Origin of the sequence: Kitasatospora sp. NPDC017646, from assembly GCF_044329365.1 — a bacterium.
Classification (GTDB): Bacteria; Actinomycetota; Actinomycetes; order Streptomycetales; family Streptomycetaceae; genus Kitasatospora.
Window position 1 is genome coordinate 42,551 of sequence record NZ_JBIRJC010000024.1, and the last position, 17,473, is coordinate 60,023.

Annotated in this window: 12 protein-coding genes; 2 read left to right on the forward strand and 10 right to left on the reverse strand. The window is 73.3% G+C overall.

Going from position 1 to position 17,473, the window contains the following annotated elements; translation table 11 throughout:
• Window positions 1-470: 470 nt before the first annotated feature.
• Together ACH4J0_RS29700 and proS are read right to left on the reverse strand one after the other, a co-directional pair.
• Window positions 471-1,049, reverse strand: a complete 579-nt coding sequence (locus ACH4J0_RS29700) for a hypothetical protein (protein WP_188307074.1) — start codon at window positions 1,047-1,049, stop codon at window positions 471-473.
• A 425-nt stretch (window positions 1,050-1,474) separates the two neighbouring features.
• Window positions 1,475-2,887 (reverse strand): proline--tRNA ligase, encoded by a 1,413-nt coding sequence (gene proS, locus ACH4J0_RS29705; RefSeq protein WP_396243700.1) that lies wholly within the window; start codon window positions 2,885-2,887, stop codon window positions 1,475-1,477.
• A 271-nt stretch (window positions 2,888-3,158) separates the two neighbouring features.
• On the opposite strand from proS, the gene ACH4J0_RS29710 reads away from it, so the two are divergent.
• Window positions 3,159-3,998: a class I SAM-dependent methyltransferase gene (locus ACH4J0_RS29710; protein WP_396243701.1), complete on the forward strand. Its 840-nt coding sequence runs from the start codon at window positions 3,159-3,161 to the stop codon at window positions 3,996-3,998.
• 169 nt (window positions 3,999-4,167) lie between these two features.
• On the opposite strand, the gene ftsH is transcribed toward ACH4J0_RS29710, so the two are convergent.
• From ftsH to ACH4J0_RS29745, 7 genes are all read right to left on the reverse strand, one after another.
• Entirely contained in the window at window positions 4,168-6,090 is a 1,923-nt protein-coding gene (ftsH, locus tag ACH4J0_RS29715; RefSeq protein WP_396243702.1) for an ATP-dependent zinc metalloprotease FtsH, read from the reverse strand.
• A gap of 123 nt (window positions 6,091-6,213) precedes the next feature.
• Window positions 6,214-6,738, reverse strand: a complete 525-nt coding sequence (locus ACH4J0_RS29720; RefSeq protein ID WP_396243739.1) for a GNAT family N-acetyltransferase — start codon at window positions 6,736-6,738, stop codon at window positions 6,214-6,216.
• Window positions 6,739-7,002: 264 nt separating this feature from the next.
• Window positions 7,003-8,568: a signal recognition particle protein gene (ffh, locus tag ACH4J0_RS29725; protein ID WP_396243740.1), complete on the reverse strand. Its 1,566-nt coding sequence runs from the start codon at window positions 8,566-8,568 to the stop codon at window positions 7,003-7,005.
• Window positions 8,569-8,804: 236 nt separating this feature from the next.
• Window positions 8,805-11,264, reverse strand: a complete 2,460-nt coding sequence (locus ACH4J0_RS29730) for a [protein-PII] uridylyltransferase (RefSeq protein ID WP_396243703.1) — start codon at window positions 11,262-11,264, stop codon at window positions 8,805-8,807.
• A 135-nt stretch (window positions 11,265-11,399) separates the two neighbouring features.
• Window positions 11,400-11,738 carry a P-II family nitrogen regulator gene (locus ACH4J0_RS29735; RefSeq protein ID WP_270143771.1) on the reverse strand — a complete coding sequence of 113 codons (339 nt, stop codon included), beginning with the start codon at window positions 11,736-11,738 and terminating at the stop codon, window positions 11,400-11,402.
• Entirely contained in the window at window positions 11,735-13,099 is a 1,365-nt protein-coding gene (locus ACH4J0_RS29740) for an ammonium transporter (protein ID WP_396243704.1), read from the reverse strand. The genes ACH4J0_RS29735 and ACH4J0_RS29740 overlap by 4 nt, the downstream gene beginning before the upstream one ends.
• 290 nt (window positions 13,100-13,389) lie before the next feature.
• Window positions 13,390-14,844, reverse strand: a complete 1,455-nt coding sequence (locus ACH4J0_RS29745) for a tetratricopeptide repeat protein (protein WP_396243705.1) — start codon at window positions 14,842-14,844, stop codon at window positions 13,390-13,392.
• Window positions 14,845-15,448: 604 nt separating this feature from the next.
• On the opposite strand from ACH4J0_RS29745, the gene ACH4J0_RS29750 reads away from it, so the two are divergent.
• Window positions 15,449-16,123 carry a bifunctional DNA primase/polymerase gene (locus tag ACH4J0_RS29750; protein WP_396243706.1) on the forward strand — a complete coding sequence of 225 codons (675 nt, stop codon included), beginning with the start codon at window positions 15,449-15,451 and terminating at the stop codon, window positions 16,121-16,123.
• Window positions 16,124-16,215: 92 nt separating this feature from the next.
• Here the strand turns inward: ACH4J0_RS29750 and ftsY are convergent, their stop codons facing one another.
• On the reverse strand, window positions 16,216-17,421 hold the full coding sequence (ftsY, locus tag ACH4J0_RS29755) for a signal recognition particle-docking protein FtsY (protein WP_396243707.1): 1,206 nt from the start codon (window positions 17,419-17,421) through the stop codon (window positions 16,216-16,218).
• Window positions 17,422-17,473: the final 52 nt, after the last annotated feature.

The following is a 17,473-nucleotide window of genomic DNA, read 5'->3' on the forward strand; positions in this document are numbered from 1 at the left end:
GGTTGCGGGGCGGGCCGTTCAAGGGACACGCCAGCCGTAGGAGAGAGGGGTCCTGCCCGGCTGCCGAGTACTCAGCTGTCCATTCTGCCATACCGGCGCGGACGCTCTTCACCCGGTCATCACGGACGGCGCCCAGGACGGAGCCCGGGAAAGGGCGCAGGCAGTGCGCAGCGCAGGATGCAGGCAGTGCCCGGCACAGGACGCAGGCAACGCCCGGGGCGGGGCGCAGACAATGCCCGGGGCGGGGCGCAGGCGGCGCCCGGGTCAGGGCTCGCAGACGATGCCTGGCTGGACAGGGCCGGGCCCGCGGACGGCACCCGGCGCAGGACACCCGCTCAGGGCGCGACCGGGAGCCCCCGCTCCCGGTCAGCCCACGGACTCAGTCATGTCACCGATGCCACCGTCACCGACGCCGATCACCCCGGCCGAGTGGACTGCCCGCACAGTCACCGACCGGTCCCGGCCCCGGATTACGCGATCTTGAACGGCTGCTGGCACGCGCCGCAGACGATGGACGCCTGCGCGAGCACCGACGGCACGACCCGGACGTTGCGTCCGCAGCCGCAGACCGCCTTGACCCGGACGCCACCCCCGGAGGAGCCGTGCCGGGCGGCCGGCCCTCGGAAGGCCCGGTTGGTGCCGTCGCCGGCCACCGCTTCCTGGTGCGCACCCAGGGCGCGGTCCAGGCGCTCGATGGTCTCGGCGTACCGCTCCTGCGTCTCCTTGAGCATGGTCACCTGGGAGAAGCCGCTGCTGGCGTGCGGCTCGACCGGGTGCGCCAGGCCCAGCTCGGAGGCGAGCATCAGGAAGCGCCGGTTGTGGTAGCGGCCGGCCCGCGAGGTGTCCCGGATGTCCCGGGCCGCGGCCAGACCGTGGGCAGCCTCGTGGAGGAGCCGCTCGAAACCGAGCCGCGTGCCACAGGCCGAGGAGGACTCGCCGATCAACGCCTCGGGCGAGGCGAGGTCGGGGAGGTCCTGGTGGTAGGCCTGGATGTCACTCCAGGCGGCGGCCAGTTCGGCCGCGAGGACGAGGGGCTGTGTCGTGCTCACGCTAGACCAACGATGCAGGGCGAGCCGATGTTCCGCATGTTCCCGTCCTCCGGGAATTCCCAGGGAACTCCCAGGAATGCACGACTGTGCGCGAATTGCGCGTTCCGGATCTGACGCAAGACCAACCCCCTGCCGGTTTCGGCCCGTCGTAACGTCGGCGGGCCTCGTGAATTCCGTCCGGGGAGCGGGCTGTCGCCCCCAGGACGTACGGCCCGTGGACCCGCCGAAGTTGACAGGGCCACGGGCCGTACACCGTACCGCTATTCCGTTAATACCGGCAGTTGACCGGCCAGTAGGTATGTCCGCTTCCCGGACTCCCCCGGCAGAGTTACCGGATTCTTACCCACCCGCATTCCGGGCAAATGTCGCCGGTAACGGTCATTACCTGCCGACGACCGGCACTGCGGCCGACAAGGCTGCCGACATCAGTACGCGCGCGCGACGATCGCGATATTGCCGTCCTGGTCGTCCGCCTGCGGCACCGAGCCGTCGGCCGCGACGATGCAGCGCACCGTGACGCCCTGTTCGGCCAGCTTGGCCTCGCCCTCCGCGCCGAGGTCAGCCCAGGAGATCCGGCCCCAGCCGGTCGCGGCGGCCTCCACGGCCTCGTCCAGGGTCTTGACATCGACGGTGCGGGCCTCGCGGCGCTCGCGGGACTGGCGCAGCAGCAGCGCCTGGTCCTCCTCCAGGATGCCCGGCAGCAGCGCGGCCAGGGCGTCAATGGAGACCGGCTCCTTGCCGCCCGGGATGCGGCGGGCCAGCATCGCGGTGCCGTTCTCCAGGTCGCGCGGGCCGACCTCGATGCGCAGCGGTACGCCCTTGAGCTCCCAGTCGACGGCGCGGCGGCCGAACGGGGTGTCGGTGCGGTCGTCGACCACGACGCGGACGCCGGCGGCCTCCAGCTGGGCGCCGATCTCGCGGACCTTGGCGATGACCGCGTCGTCACCCTTGATGGCCAGCACCACGGCCTGGACCGCGGCCAGGCGCGGGGGCACCCGCAGGCCGTTGTCGTCGCCGTGGGACATGATCAGGCCGCCGACCATGCGGGTCGAGACGCCCCAGGAGGTCTGCCAGACGTGCTCGCGCTCGGCGCCCTGCAGCTGGTAGGTGGTGTTGAACGCCTTGGCGAAGTTCTGGCCCAGCTCGTGGCTGGTGCCCATCTGCAGCGCCTTGCCGTCGCCCATCATGCCTTCGAGCGTGAGGGTGTTGATGGCGCCGGCGAAGCGCTCCTTGGCGGTCTTGCGGCCGAGCACGACGTCGATGCCGAGCACGTTGGTCATGAAGTCGCCGTAGACCTGGGTGTGGATCATCGACGCGTAGTCGCGGGCGTCCTCGTAGGTGGCGTGGGCGGTGTGGCCCTCCTGCCAGAGGAACTCGGTGGTGCGCAGGAAGACGCGCGGGCGGAGCTCCCAACGGACCACGTTGGCCCACTGGTTGATCAGCAGGGGCAGGTCGCGGTGACTCTGCACCCACTTCGAGAAGTACTCGTTGATGATCGTCTCGGAGGTGGGCCGGACGACGACCGGCTCCTCGAGCTGCTTGCCGCCGCCGTGGGTGACCACCGCGAGCTCGGGGGCGAAGCCCTCGACGTGCTCGGCCTCCTTGGTCAGGTAGGACTGCGGGATGAACAGCGGGAAGTAGGCGTTCTGCGCGCCCGCCTTCTTGATGCGCGCGTCCATCTCCTGCTGCATCCGCTCCCACAGGCCGTAGCCGTACGGTCGGATGACCATGGTGCCTCGCACCGGACCGTTGTCGGCAAGCTCGGCCTTGTTGATGAGGTCCTGGTACCAGCGCGGGAAGTCTTCCGCCTGAGGGGTGAGAACGGGTGCCTTAGCCATGGGCCGAATGGTACGGGGAGCGACGCCCTCACTTCGAATCGGTATCACACCCGCAGGAGGGGGAGGACCCCCGCAGGAGACGGAGGGTACCGCCGGGAGGGGGAGGACGCCCGCTGCCACGGACCGCCGCCCGCAGGGGGCGCACGACCGCGACACGAGCGCACCACCCCGCACCCCTCTGGACGCCGGGCCCGACCCGCTGTTCGCTGGAGTGGGGCGGGACTTTGGGGGAGCCGTAGCAGCACACCGAAGGACCGGATGGGAGGCCGCGATGGCTTCAGCTCGGACGACCGGCACGACCGCACGACCAGCGGGCGCACGACCGGCGGGCGCACGACCGCACCACCCGCAGCAGGGGGCCGTGGGGCCCGCGCGGGCGCGCGACTGGGCGGAGATCCAGGAACGCATGCTGGTGCCGCTCTACGAGGCGGTCTACGACCGCCTGGAGGTCGGCCCGGCGAGCAGCGTGCTGGGCCTCGGCTGCCGGTCCGGGCTGGCCCTGCTGCTCGCCGCCGGACGGGGCGCCCAGGTCTCCGGGCAGGAGCCGCGGGAGGAGCTGCGCGAGCTGGCCCGGGACCGTCGGCTGCGGGTGTGCGCGGGGGCCCGGCCGACCGCCGCCGTCCCCCGCTCGGCCCATTCGCTGGTGACTGTTTTCGACCAGCTGCCCGGCGCCGCCGAACCCGGCCGGGTGGTCGCCGAGGCCGCCCGGCTCACCCTCCCGGGCGGCCACGTGGTGCTCGCCGCCTGGGGCCCGCCGGAGCGCTGCGAGAGCGCGCCGGTACTGGACGCGGCCCGCCGGATGGCCGGACGGACCACCGCGCGCGACCCGTTCGAGCTGAGCGCGCCGGGCGCGCTGGAGGACCTGCTCGCCCCGGTCGGCCTGCGCCCGGCCGGCAGCGGACGGGTGGGCTGCCCGTTCGCCTATCCGGACCTCGACAGCGCGGTGCGGGGCCTGCTCTCCACCGGGCTGTTCGAGGCGGCCGAGGAGTTCTCCGGCGCCCCGCTGGTGGCCAAGGAGCTGGAGGAGGCGCTGCAGCCGTACCTTCGCCCGGACGGCTCGGTCCGGATGGAGAACGTCTTCCGCTACCTGGTCGCCGAGCGGCCGCGCTGAGAGCCGGGCCGGAGACGAACCGGGGACAGCCCGGAGACCGACCAAAGACCGGTCGGACACAGGGAGACCGGTCGGACACAGGGAGACAGATCGCAGACTGGCCGGAGACCGGCCGGAGACCCGAAACCGGGGGCGCCCGTCACCAAGGCGGGCGCCCCGATCCCGTGCTTCACGCCTCGTGGTCGGACGCCCCCCGCGGCACCCCCGCCGCCCGGTAGGCCGCCTCCTCGTCCAGCGTCTCCGCCTCCAGCAGCGCCGCCGCCAACGCGTCCAGCCGGTGCCGCTGCTCGGTCAGGATCCGCACCGCGTCCTCGTAGCACTCGGAGACGATCCGCCGGGCCTCCTCGTCCACCGCGTCCAACGTGGTCGGCGCCGCCGAGAGCCCGTACGCGCCCTGAGCGTCCGCGGGGACCGCGGTGAGCCGCCCGACCCGCTCGCTCATCCCCCAGCGCCCGGCCATCCCTCGGGCGATGTTGGTGACCTGCTCCAGGTCGCTCTCCGCGCCGGTGGTGATCACCCCGTACACCACCTGCTCGGCCGCCATCCCGCCCAGCGCGCCGATGATCCGGCCGCGCAGGTAGGGCTCGGTGTACGAGTAGCGGTCGTTCTCCGGCGTGGAGAGGGTGACACCGAGGGCCCGGCCGCGCGGCACGATGGTGATCTTGCGGACCGGGTCCGCGCCCGGCTGGAGCATGCCCAGCAGCGCGTGCCCGCTCTCGTGGTACGCCGTCCGCTCGCGCTCCTCCTGCGGCATCACCAGCGGCCGCACGGCGCCGAGTTGGACCTTCTCCAGGGCGTCCGAGAGGTCCCGCTCGTTGACCGCGTCCTGCTCCCGCTTGACGGCCAGCAGGGCGGCCTCGTTGACCAGGTTGGCGAGTTCGGCGCCGGTCATCCCGGGGGTGACCTTGGCCAGCTGGTGGAGGTCGGTGCCGCCGGCCAGCGGGACGGTCCGGGTGTGGATGCGCAGGATGGCCGCGCGGCCCTCCCGGTCGGGCGGGCTGACGGTGATCCGGCGGTCGAAGCGGCCGGGGCGCAGCAGCGCCGGGTCGAGCACGTCGGCCCGGTTGGTCGCGGCGATCACGATGACGCCCTCGGAGCCGGTGAAGCCGTCCATCTCGGTGAGGATCTGGTTGAGCGTCTGCTCGCGCTCGTCGTGCCCGCCCATGCCGCCGCCGGCGCCGCGTTGGCGGCCGATGGTGTCGATCTCGTCGATGAAGATGATCGCCGGGGCGACCTTGCGCGCCTCGGCGAACAGTTCGCGGACCCGGCTGGCACCGACGCCGACGATCATCTCGATGAACTCGGAGGCGGAGGCGGAGAAGAACGGCACGTCCGCCTCGCCGGCCACGGCGCGGGCCAGCAGGGTCTTGCCCGTCCCGGGCGGGCCGCTGAGCAGCACCCCGCGCGGCATCTTGGCGCCGAGCCTGCGATAGCGCTCGGGGTTCTTCAAGTAGTCGACCACTTCGGTGAGTTCGGCCTCGACCTCGTCGATGCCGGCCACGTCGGCGAACGTGGTGCGCTTGCCCTGCTCGGCGGTGACCGGCTTGGGCGGGGCCTTTCGGCCGAGCGGTCCGGCGCCGAGGCCGCCGGACATCCGGCGGGCGAGCAGCACCCAGACGAAGACCAGCAGCAGCATCGGGGCGAGCGAGAGCAGCAGGTTGGTGAGGAAGCTGCGCTGCTGGACCGGCGAGGTGGCGGTGACCTCGACGCCCTGCTGCTGCAGGGAGGTCCACAGGTTGTCGCCCGCGAAGGAGGGGCGCTGGGTGTCGAACTCCGTGTAGTCGCCCTTGCCGCCGTCGGGCTTGGGCTGGGGGCTCTTGAGGGTGCCCTCGATCGCGTCGCCCTTGGCGTAGATCTTGGTGATGTTGCCCTTGTTCAGCTGGTTGTTGAACTCGGTGTAGGAGATCGTGGTGGCGCCCTGGTTGCCGAAGAACGACAGCAGCAGGTCGGAGATCAGGAACACCACGAGCGCGGTGAGGACGAGGCCCGCCCAGCCGCCGGGCATCCGGCGGCGGGGCGGCTGCGGGGGCGGCGCGCCCTCGGACCGCCAGGGCTGGTCGGGGGTCTGGCGCGGCGGCACGGGTTCGGTCACCCACCGGACGATACGGACAGGCGATCGGGCGGGCCAACCGCAACGCCGCGCCCGGACGGCCGGACGCCCTCGGCCAGGACCTCGACCAGGCCCCCGACCAGCGGATATGCCGTGGCGGCGCGTTCAGGCCGCGGCGCCCGGCCACTCCTCCGCGGTCAGCGCGAACCGCTCGTGGTCGCGCCAGTCCCCCTGGAGGAACAGCATCCGCGGGGTGAAACCCTCGTGCCGGAAGCCCAGCCGCTTGGCCAGCGCGATCGATCGCTCGTTCTCCGGCTGCACGTTGATCTCCAGCCGGTGCAGGCCCAGCCCGTCGGCGGACTGCGGGGCGAAGCAGCGGTCCAGGACCAGCCGCATGCCCTCGGACATCCGCCCGGTGCCGGCGTACGGCAGGTACGAATCGTAGCCCAGCGTGGCGTTGCAGAACCGGCCCATCACGATGTTGGCGACGTTCACCTTGCCGACCAGGCCGCCGGTGTCCCGGTCGACGATCAGGAACGTGCGCAGGCCGGCGCCCTGGCGACTCAGCAGTTCCGGCAGCCCGTCCGGCTCGACCGGGTTCCACCGCCCGATGTGCTCGGCGGACCGGCGGACCGCCTCCGCGTACAGAACCTCGTCCTCGGCCCTCGGGGCCCTGATCATCACTCGCATGCCGACATCATCGGACACTGCGGCGTTCCCGCACACGGCGGCGTTCCCGCACACGGCTGCGGCTGCGGCGTAGGCGTCGGCTGCGGCGTCGGCTGCGGCGTCGGCGTCGGCGTCGGCTGCGGCGTCGGCGTCGGCGTCGGCGTCGGCGTCGGCTGCGGCGTCGGCGTCGGCGTCGGACACACGAAACGGCCCGCCGCCCGGGAACACCGGACGACGGGCCGCTCGGGACCGGTCGGAGCCGGTCACGGACGCTCGGGCCAAGGACTACAGCATGTCCTTGAACTCCTTGGGCAGCTCGAAGTCGGCCGGACCCTTGCCCGCACCGAGGCCGAAGGCGCCGCCGTCGGCCGGGCCCTGGCCGACGCCCGGGCCGAGCGCGCGGCGCTCGGCGGCCGCGGCCTCCTCCTGGGCACGCTTCAGCGGGTTGCCGCTCTTGCGCTTGCCCTTGGCCTGCGGGGCCTTCTTCGCGGACTTCTTCCCGCCGCCGCCCATGCCCGGGATCCCCGGCATGCCGGGCATGCCCTTGCCGGAGGCCATCGCGGACATCATCTTGCGGGCGTCGAAGAACCGCTCGACCAGGTTCTTGACCTCGCCGACCTGGACGCCCGAACCCTTGGCGATGCGGGCCCGGCGGGAGCCGTTGATCAGCTCCGGCTCGGCGCGCTCGGCCGGGGTCATCGACTTGATGATCGCGCCGACCCGGTTGACGTCCTTGTCGTCGATGTTGTTGATCTGCTCGCGGATCTGGCCCATGCCGGGCAGCATGCCGAGCAGCTTGGAGATCGAGCCCATCTTCTGGACCTGCTCCAGCTGCGACAGGAAGTCGTCCAGGGTGAACGCCTTCGGGCCGCCGCGCAGCTTGGCGGCGATCTTCTCGGCCTCGGCCTGCGAGAAGGTCTGCTCGGCCTTCTCGATCAGCGAGAGGACGTCGCCCATGCCCAGGATGCGCGAGGCCATCCGGTCCGGGTGGAAGGCGTCGAAGTCGTCGACCTTCTCGCCGTTGGAGGCGAACATGATCTGCCGGCCGGTGACGTGCGCGACCGACAGGGCGGCACCACCGCGGGCGTCACCGTCGAGCTTGGAGAGCACCACACCGGTGAAGTCGACGCCCTCGAGGAAGGCCTGCGCGGTGGTGACCGCGTCCTGACCGATCATCGCGTCGACGACGAACAGGACCTCGTCCGGGTTGACCGCGGCACGGATGTCGGCGGCCTGCTGCATCAGCTCGGCATCGATGCCGAGGCGCCCGGCGGTGTCGACGATGACGACGTCGTACTGCTTCTGCTTGGCGTACTCGATCGAGTCCTTGGCGACCTGCACCGGGTCGCCGACGCCGTTGCCCGGCTGCGGGCCGTAGAAGGCCACGCCGGCCCGGTCGGCGACCACCTGGAGCTGGTTGACCGCGTTGGGGCGCTGGAGGTCACAGGCGACCAGCAGCGGGGTGTGCTTCTGCTTCTTCAGCCAGGCACCGAGCTTGCCCGCGAGGGTGGTCTTACCGGCACCCTGCAGACCGGCGAGCATGATGACCGTCGGGCCGCTCTTGGCGAACCGCACCCGGCGGGTCTCGCCGCCGAGGATCGCGATGAGCTCCTCGTTGACGATCTTGATGATCTGCTGCGCCGGGTTCAGCGCGCCGGAGACCTCGGCGCCGAGCGCCCGCTCCTTGACCTGCTTGATGAAGGCCCGGACGACCGGCAGCGCGACGTCCGCCTCCAGCAGCGCGATGCGGATCTCGCGGGCGGTGGCGTCGATGTCCGCCTCGCTCAGGCGGCCCTTGCCCCGGAGGTTCTTGAACGTCGCTGCGAGGCGATCGGAAAGGGTGTCGAACACGTCGGCGCGGGTCCTCTGCGGCATCGGTATCGGTACGGTCGTCGTCCCCCAGGGTATCCGGCCGCCCCGGGTGAGGTCTCCACCCCCGTACGGAAGGCTCCCGGATCGCTCTGTACCGCTCGCGGACCGGACCGGGAGCGGACCATGGCCCGACCCCGTGCCGGGGCCGGGCCCGGCACCCGCAGCGCCCCTCGGCCCGGCCCCCCTCGGCCCGGCACCCCTCAGCCCGGCACCCCTCAGCCCAGCGCCGCCCGGACCGCGGCGGCCACCTCCCCGGCCCGCCCGGCGGTGAGCGGACGGCCCGCCGGATCGGTCAGGTAGAAGGAGTCGACGGCCTCCGCGCCCAGCGTGGAGACGTGCGCGGTGCGCACCCGGACGCCCGCCCCGTCCAGCGCCCGGCCGATCCGGTGCAGCAGCCCGGGGGCGTCGTGCGCGCGGACCTCCAGCACGGTCGCGGTCGTCGAGGCCACCGCGGGCGCCACCGCGACCAACGGAGGCGGGGTGGGGATGCCCTTGCGGCGCGGGGCGGCGGCGTCCCTCTCGGCGAGGCGTCGGGAGACGTCCAGTGAGCCGTCCAGCGCCCGGCGCAGGTCGGCGCGCAGCCGGGCCGCCTCCGGCAGTTCGCCGAACTCGGCGGCCACCCGCCAGGACAGCAGCAGCACCGGGCCCGCGCCGATCGGGTCCAGCTCGCGCACGCCCGCCGAGCGGACGGTCAGCCGGTGCAGCGCCAGGACGCCCGCCACCGTGCCGAGCAGCCCGGGCCGGTCCGGAACGGCGAGGGTCAGCTCGACGCCCATCGGCCCGCTGCCCGGATCCGCTCCCTCGGCCTGGGCCAGCAGGGACAGCGCGGGGGCGCCGGTGCGGGCGGCCTCGACCGCGAGCCGCTCCTGCTCGGCGCTCGGGCGGGCCCAGGGCGCCGGCGCGGCCCCTCCCCCGGCCAGCTGCGCGGCGGCCCGGGCCACCAGGCCGTCCACCAGCGAGGCCCGCCAGCCGCTCCACGCCGCCGGACCGGTGGCCAGTGCGTCCGCCTCGGTGAGCGCGTGCAGCAGTTCCAGCTCCGGCAGGGTGCCGACCGCCTTGGTGATCGCCTCGACGGTGGCCGGGTCGTCCGGGTCGCGCCGGGTCGCGGTGTCGACCAGCGTCAGGTGGTGGCGGACCAACACCGCCAGGGTCTCGGTGTCCTCGGCGGGGAAGCCCATCCGGGCGGCCAGGTCGCGGACGATCACCTCGCCGGCCTCGCTGTGGTCGCCGGGCCAGCCCTTGCCGATGTCGTGCAGCAGCGCGGCGACCAGCAGCAGGTCCGGCCGGGCCACCCGGCGGGTCATCGCGGCGGCCCGGACCGCCGTCTCCACCAGGTGCCGGTCCACCGTCCAGCGGTGCACCGCGTTGCGCTGCGGACGGCAGCGCACCCGCTCCCAGTCCGGCAGCAGCCTGGTGACCAGCCCCTCCGCCTCCAGCGCCTCCCAGACCGGGACGGCCGCCTCCCCCGCCCCCAGCAGGGTGACCAGCTGCTCACGCGCCTCGTTCGGCCAGGGCACCGGCAGCGGCCGGCACTCGGCGGCCAGCCGGCGCACCGTCGCGTGCGAGACGGTCAGCCCGTTCTGCGCGGCGGCGGCCGCGGCGCGCAGCGGCAGCACCGGGTCGGCGGCCGGGCGGGCGGCCTGGGCGAGCACCGCCTCGCCGTCCTGCTCGACCACGCCCTCGGCGAGCGGGCGGCGGCCGATGGCGCCCCGGGCCACCGCGCCCGTGCCGCGCCCGGCGCCGGTGAACCGGAAGGCTGGCCGGCCCGCCCGGCGGCCCCGGCCGGACCGGGCGGCGAGCACCCGGTCCACCGCCCGCCAGGTGACCTCGCTCGCGTAGGCGACGGTCCGGGCGGCCTCGTAGACCTGGCGCAGCAGGGTGTCGGCGTCCAGCACGCCCAGCCGTTCGGCGACCTGGTCCTGGTCCTGGAGGCTGAGCCGTTCGGTGGCCCGGCCGGTGGCCAGGTGCAGCGCGTCACGGACGTCGGCGAGCCGCAGCGCGGCGGCGTCCAGGCCGTCCCGGGGCGCGTCGGCGAGCCAGGTGGCGGCGACGGCGTCGAGCGCGACCAGGTCGCGCAGGCCGCCGCGGGCCTCCTTCAGGTCGGGCTCCAGCAGGAAGGACAACTCGCCGTGCCGCTCGGCCCGCTCCCGGCCCAGCTCGCGCAGCTCGGGCAGGCGCGCGGGGGCGCTCGCGCGCCAGTCGGTGAGCACCGCGGACCGCAGCGCGGAGGTGAGCGCCCCGTCCCCGGCGAGGTGGCGGGCGTCCAGCAGGCCGAGCTGGGCCTTGAGGTCGGTGGCGGCCACCGCCCGGGCCTCGGCGGGGGTGCGCACCGAGTGGTCGAGCTTGGCGCCCGCGTCCCAGACCGGGTACCAGATCCGCTCGGGCAGTTCGGGGGCGATCGGGCCCTCGTGCAGCAGCAGCACGTCCAGGTCGCTGCGCGGGGACAGCTCGCCCCGGCCGTATCCGCCGACGGCGACCAGCGCGACGCCGGACGACGGGGCACCGGCCGCGGCGAGCAGTCCGGCCAGCCAGTCGTCCGTGAGCCGGGCGAGCGCGGCGCGGCGCGGACGGCCGGTCAGCCCGGGCCGGTCGAGCAGCGCGGCCCGGGCCGCGGCGTGGGCCGCAGGGTCAGAAGGGTCCGAGGGGCCGAAGGAGGGGCTGGTCTCGATGGTCATGCGCGGGGTCCCGTCCGTCGTGCGGGTTGGTACTGGACGCCCGGAGGGGCCGCGGCGGGCTCCGGGGCGCCGTTGCGCCGACCGGCGGACCCGCGCCCCGTGAAGGGGGGCGGGCCCGCCGGGTCGCTCAGTGCCTCACAGGGCGTCGGGGCCGCGTTCGCCGGTGCGGACACGGACGGCGGTGTCGACCGGGATGCTCCACACCTTGCCGTCGCCGATCTTCCCGGTCCGGGCGGCCTTCACCAGGACGTCGATCAGGTCGTCGGCGTCCTCGTCCTCGACCAGGACCTCGATCCTGATCTTCGGGACCAGGTCCACGGTGTACTCGGCGCCCCGGTAGACCTCGGTGTGGCCGCGCTGTCGGCCGTAGCCGCTGGCCTCGGTGACGGTCAGGCCGTGGACCCCGAAGGCCTGCAGGGCGGCCTTCACCTCGTCCAGTCGGTACGGCTTGATCACGGCGGTGATGAGCTTCATCGGGCGTCGACCTCGGTCTTCTCGGCGGACTTCTCGGCGGTCTTCTCAACGGACTTCCCGGCGGGCGCGGACCCGAGGCCCAGGGACGGGAGCGCCCGGGCCAGGCCCGCTCCGACGGCGCTGAAATCGTAGGCGGACTCGGCGTGCTCGGCCTGGTCGATGCCGGCCACCTCGACCTCCTCGGCGACCCGGAAGCCGACCAGCTTGTCGACCGCCTTGGCCAGCAGCCAGGACAGCACGAAGGAGTACGCCGCGACCACCGCCACGCCCATCGCCTGCTTGCCGAGCTGGCCCGGGCCGCCGCCGTAGAACAGGCCCTTGGCCGTCTGGCCGACCCCGCCGGTGGCGAACAGGCCGATCAGCAGCGAGCCGATCGCCCCGCCCACCGCGTGCACGCCCACCACGTCGAGCGAGTCGTCGAAGCCCCAGCGGTACTTGAGGGAGACGGCGGCGGCGCAGACGGCACCCGCGATCAGGCCGATCGCCACCGCGCCGAGCGGGCTCACCGAACCGCAGGCCGGGGTGATCGCGACCAGTCCGGCCACCGCGCCGGAGGCGGCGCCCAGCGTGGTGAACGCGCCGTGCTTCAGCTTCTCGAAGACCAGCCAGCCGACCAGCGCCGCGCCGGTGGCCACCTGGGTGTTCACCATCGCCATCGCGGCCACGCCGTTGGCGGCCAGCGCCGAGCCCGCGTTGAAGCCGAACCAGCCGAACCAGAGCAGCCCGGAGCCGAGCATCACCAGCGGCAGGCTGTGCGGGCGCATCGGGTCCTTCTTGAAGCCGACCCGCTTGCCCAGCACCAGGCAGAGCGCGAGGCCCGCGACCCCGGCGTTGATGTGCACGGCCGTCCCGCCCGCGAAGTCGATCACGCCGTTTCTGTCGCCCAGCCAGCCGCCGTGGCCGTTGTCCACGAAGAACACCCAGTGCGCGACCGGGAAGTAGACGACCGACACCCAGAGCGCGATGAACAGGCCCCAGGCGGAGAACCTGGCCCGGTCGGCGATGGCGCCGCTGATCAGCGCCGGGGTGATGATCGCGAACATCAGCTGGAAGACCGCGAAGGCCGTCACCGGGATCGACCCGGACAGCTCGTTCAGCCCGATGCCGCGCATCCCGAGGAAGTCCAGGTTGCCGATGAGTCCGGCGAAGGCGTCCGGCCCGAAGCTGAGCGAGTAGCCGTAGAGGACCCAGAGCACGCTGACGATGCCGAGCGAGAGGAAGCTCATCGCCAGCATGTTCAACGTGCTCTTGGCCCTGACCATGCCCCCGTAGAAGAAGGCCAGGCCCGGGGTCATCACCATGACCAGGGCCGCACTGATGAGCACGAAGGCGGTGTCGCCCGCGCTGAAGCCGTCCGGCATCGGCGTCTCCTCTGCGTGAAAGCCGCTCCACCCCCCGGGTACCTGTCCCGTGCCACCCGGGATGGCGGCGATGAACAGGAGAGTGCCGAAGGCTGGTTTCGGCCAGTGCGGCCGGTTGTTTCGCCGCGGTGACGCATGCGACGCGCGGGTTACGGGCGCGTGAACCGCGGCCCCGCCGCAGGGCCGGATGGGCTACCGTGCCGCCGCACCGCACGGTCCGTCGCCGGACACGCCACCGACCGTGACGGCGGCGGCCGTCACGGTCGGTGGAGTCCTCACCCGGGGGTCGCTCAGACCACCGAGACGAACTCCGGGATGTCCTGGACCACCCGCTCCTTGAGCCGGCTCACCGCGTCCACGCCCAGGAACCGGGCGGACGCCGCCTCCGTGGTCTTGCGGACCCGGGAGTTCAGCCGCTCCGACCGCACCTTGGTCGCGATGTCCACCGCCTGCTCGGCGTACCGGACGGCCTCCTCGGCCTCCTTCTGCAGCAGGTGCACGCTGGCCATGCCGATCAGGTTGAAGGCGTACGAGCGCACGTGGTCCTCGTCCTGGCGGAACAGGTCGACCGCGCGCTCCATCACCGGCGCCGACAGCGAGGCGTACAGCTGGGCGTTGTCCGAGTGGTACGCGAGGTCGCGGTACGAGTGGGCGTTCTCGGCGTTCAGCTCGGCCGGCGAGAAGAACTTCAGCCAGTCCGGGTCGCCGTCCCCCTCGCGGATGTCGGTGAAGGTGTCCTCGGCCAGCCGGATCGCCCGGGCGCAGCGGTTGACCTCGCCGATGGTCGCGTAGGCGCGCGCCTCCATCGCGTACAGCAGGGACTGCTGGCGCGGGGTGGCGGTGTCGCGGCTGCCGTACTGCGCCAAGTGGATCAGCTCCAGGGCGTCCTCGCCCCGGTTGAGGTGGATCATCTGGCGGCTCATGTCGGTGAGGATCAGCGCGCCGAACGGGCGGTCGCCGGCCTCCTTGGCCGCGTGCAGAGCCAGCACGTAGTACTTCTGCGCGCTCGGGTGCATCCCGACGTCGTAGGACATCCAGCCGGCCAGGTGGGCGAGTTCGGCGGTGAGCCGGAACAGCCGCTTGGTGGTGTCCTCGTTGTACGTCTCCTGGAGCAGGTCGGTGACCTCGTGGAGTTGGCCGACCACGGCCTTGCGGCGCAGCCCGCCGCCGTTCTGGGCGTCCCACTGGCGGAACATGACCGTGGTCTGCTCCAGCAGTTCCAGCTCGGGCTCGGAGAGCCGGCCGGTGAACGCCTCGCCGCCGTTGGCCGCGGTGAGGATCGGGGTGGGGACGCCGGTCGGGCCGGGGGCGAGCCAGCGCTGCATCGGCTCGATCAGCGCGGCGCCGGCGGTCAGCGCGAGCGAGGTGCCGAGGAAGCCCCGACGGTTGAGCATCAGGTCACTGCGGGAGTAGTCGCTGATCAGCTGGACGGTCTGCGGGGCGCTCCACGGCAGGTCCACGCCGCCGCCGACGGTGGAGACCGGGATCGCGGCGCGCAGGCCGAGGTCCTCGATGGAGACCACCGAGCCGAAGCGCTCCGAGAAAAGCTCCGACATGATCTTGGGGATCGGCTCCCTGGGCTGCTCTCCGTCGAGCCAGCGGCGCACCCGGGAGGTGTCGGTGGACACGTGGTGGGCGCCGATCTGCCGGGCCCGACGGTTGACCTGGCGGGCCAACTCGCCCTTGGACCAGCCGCTGCGGGCGAACCACGTGGTCAGCTTCTCGTTGGGTTGCTTCTCTGCCATGGGAACGTCCCCATCCCGCCCGGCCCCTGCGGGGCCCCGATCGTGACCGCCCGACGGTTGCGGGCTCTTGCCAGACGTGCCGTGCCTGAGGTGTTGCGTACCGCCCCGTCGTACTGGTGTGCCATCGTTGTGGACGGTGCGTCAGATCCCCAACTCCCGTTCCCCGACGGCCCGGAGCGGGACCACGGCGACGTCCGTGTGCTGAACGTAGTGCCCCGGGAGGCACCCGTGGGAGCGGCCCTGGCGAAACGCCACCTTTCGCCACCCCCAGGAGTGAACCCAAGCCCGGGGGCGCGCGCTTCACTAGGTAGTCGCGACGGTCCGGCATATGCGGGCCGCCAAGTCCCCCGGCCAGCCCCGGAAGACCCTGCGATCCACCGCAGTCACAAGCGATTTCGCCGTCCGCTCGGGACGGCAACCGCCTCGCGCTCCCGACGATCCGGCATCGGCGCCGCCCCCCACAAGGCGGCGCCCGAGGCACACCACCGCAACAGGCGCACGCCAAGCGCCGCGCGCCGCCACCGCACCACGCACCACGCAACGGACAATCAACAGACAGTCACCGTCCCGTAACCATCGGCAACGAGAACCTGTTGGGGGAGGCATGGACAACCTGTTCGGCGAACTTCGACTGGGGCACCTGCGGCTGGCACCGCTGGGCGCGCGCCGCCGCACCAAGGTCACCGCGTCCCAGGCCGCCGCGGAGTACACCGGCCGCTGGGGCTGGTCGGTCGCCACCGGCACCCCGGCCACCGGCGCCACCGCCCCGACCCGCTGTCCCTGCGGTTCCCACCGCTGTGCCGCACCCGGCCTGCACCCCGTACCGGGCACCGCGGACCGCGCCGCCACCGGCGCCGGGGGCTCGCTGCTGTTCCCCACCGGCCGCGCCTTCGACGTGCTGGACGTCCCCGAGCAGGCCGGCCTCCAGGCGCTGGTCCGGCTGGAGCGGATGGGCACCCAGGTCGGCCCGGTGCTCGCCCCGCCCACCGGCCGGATGCAGTTCCTGGTCGCCGCCGGCGCCGCCCGCCGCCTGCCCGACCTGCTGTACCGGATGGGCTGGGACGACGCCGAGCTCGACCTCACCTGCCACGGCGAGGGCAGCTACGTCGCCGCCCCGCCCACCGTCCTCCGCGGACTCGGCCCGGTCCGCTGGCTGCGCCGCCCCACCCGCGACAACGCCGGCTGCCCGCCCGAGGCCCGGCTGCTGCTCGGCACCCTCGCCTACGCCTGCCACCGCAGCCGCGAGCGCACCGCCGAGCCCGCGTGGATGGCCTCGTAGGAGCCGTTCCCGGGGAGACCGGCTTCCCTTCCCGGGCACGCGAAAGGGCCCGCCCCCGAAGGAGCGGGCCCTCGTCGACGGGCAGACCCCGGTCAGTCCCCGATCAGCGCGTCCACGAACGCGCCCGGCTCGAACGGCGCCAGGTCGTCGGCACCCTCGCCCAGACCGATCAGCTTGACCGGCACGCCCAGCTCGCGCTGCACCGCGACCACGATGCCGCCCTTGGCCGTACCGTCCAGCTTGGTCAGCACGATGCCGGTGATGTCCACCACCTCGGCGAACACCCGGGCCTGGATCAGCCCGTTCTGGCCGGTGGTGGCGTCCAGCACCAGCAGCACCTCGTCCACCGGGCCGTGCTTCTCGACGACCCGCTTGACCTTGCCCAGCTCGTCCATCAGGCCGGTCTTGGTGTGCAGTCGGCCGGCGGTGTCGATCAGCACGGTGTCCGCGCCCTCGGCGATGCCCTCCTTGACCGCGTCGAAGGCGATCGAGGCCGGGTCGCCGCCCTCCGGGCCGCGCACGGTGCGCGCACCGACCCGCTCGCCCCAGGTCTGCAGCTGGTCCGCGGCGGCGGCCCGGAAGGTGTCGGCCGCGCCGAGCACCACCGTGCGGCCGTCGGCGACCAGCACCCGGGCCAGCTTGCCGGTGGTGGTGGTCTTGCCGACGCCGTTCACGCCGACGACCAGGACCACGGCCGGGCCCTGCTCGTGCTTGGTCGAACGGACGGTGCGGTCCGAGTCCTCGCCGACCAGCTCGACCAGCTCCTCGCGCAGCAGGCCGCGCAGCTCGTCCGGCGTACGGGTGCCGAGCACCTTCACCCGGGTGCGCAGCCGCTCGACCAGCTCCTGGGTCGGGGCGACGCCGACGTCCGCGGTGAGCAGGGTGTCCTCGATCTCCTCCCAGGTGTCCTCGTCCAGGTGCTCGCGGGAGAGCAGCGTGAGCAGGCCCTTGCCAAGCGAGTTCTGCGAGCGGGAGAGCCGGGAGCGCAGCCGGACCAGCCGGCCGGCGGTGGGCTCGGGGACCTCGATGGCGGGCGCCACCTCGGCCTCGGCCGGGGCCTCCACCTCGACCTCGGGGGCCTCGGGAAGCGGCACCTCCTCGACCGTGCGGCGCGGCTCCTCGGTCGGCGGCGCGGCCTCCTCGCCGACCTGGGGCTCCTGCGGGGTCTTCGGCGCCGTGATGACCGGCGCCTGCGACTTCGGGGGCAGCTGCTGGCGTCGTCTGCCGGAAACGACGAGGCCCGCGATCGCGCCGATGGCGACCACGGCGATGACTACGGCAAGGATCACGTATTCCATAACTGCTCCAGTATCGGTGACCGGAGCCGTTCCGGACCGCAGCCGGGCCTAG

Excerpts from the sequence above, each read along its gene's own strand:
- ACH4J0_RS29735 (WP_270143771.1), bottom strand. The coding sequence starts at position 11,738 with ATGAAGCTCATCACCGCCGTGATCAAGCCGTACCGACTGGACGAGGTG.
- ACH4J0_RS29730 (WP_396243703.1), bottom strand. The coding sequence starts at position 11,264 with ATGACCATCGAGACCAGCCCCTCCTTCGGCCCCTCGGACCCTTCTGAC.
- ACH4J0_RS29740 (WP_396243704.1), bottom strand. The coding sequence starts at position 13,099 with ATGCCGGACGGCTTCAGCGCGGGCGACACCGCCTTCGTGCTCATCAGT.
- ACH4J0_RS29745 (WP_396243705.1), bottom strand. The coding sequence starts at position 14,844 with ATGGCAGAGAAGCAACCCAACGAGAAGCTGACCACGTGGTTCGCCCGC.
- ACH4J0_RS29750 (WP_396243706.1), top strand. The coding sequence starts at position 15,449 with ATGGACAACCTGTTCGGCGAACTTCGACTGGGGCACCTGCGGCTGGCA.
- ACH4J0_RS29710 (WP_396243701.1), top strand. The coding sequence starts at position 3,159 with ATGGCTTCAGCTCGGACGACCGGCACGACCGCACGACCAGCGGGCGCA.
- ftsY (WP_396243707.1), bottom strand. The coding sequence starts at position 17,421 with ATGGAATACGTGATCCTTGCCGTAGTCATCGCCGTGGTCGCCATCGGC.
- ACH4J0_RS29720 (WP_396243739.1), bottom strand. The coding sequence starts at position 6,738 with ATGCGAGTGATGATCAGGGCCCCGAGGGCCGAGGACGAGGTTCTGTAC.
- proS (WP_396243700.1), bottom strand. The coding sequence starts at position 2,887 with ATGGCTAAGGCACCCGTTCTCACCCCTCAGGCGGAAGACTTCCCGCGC.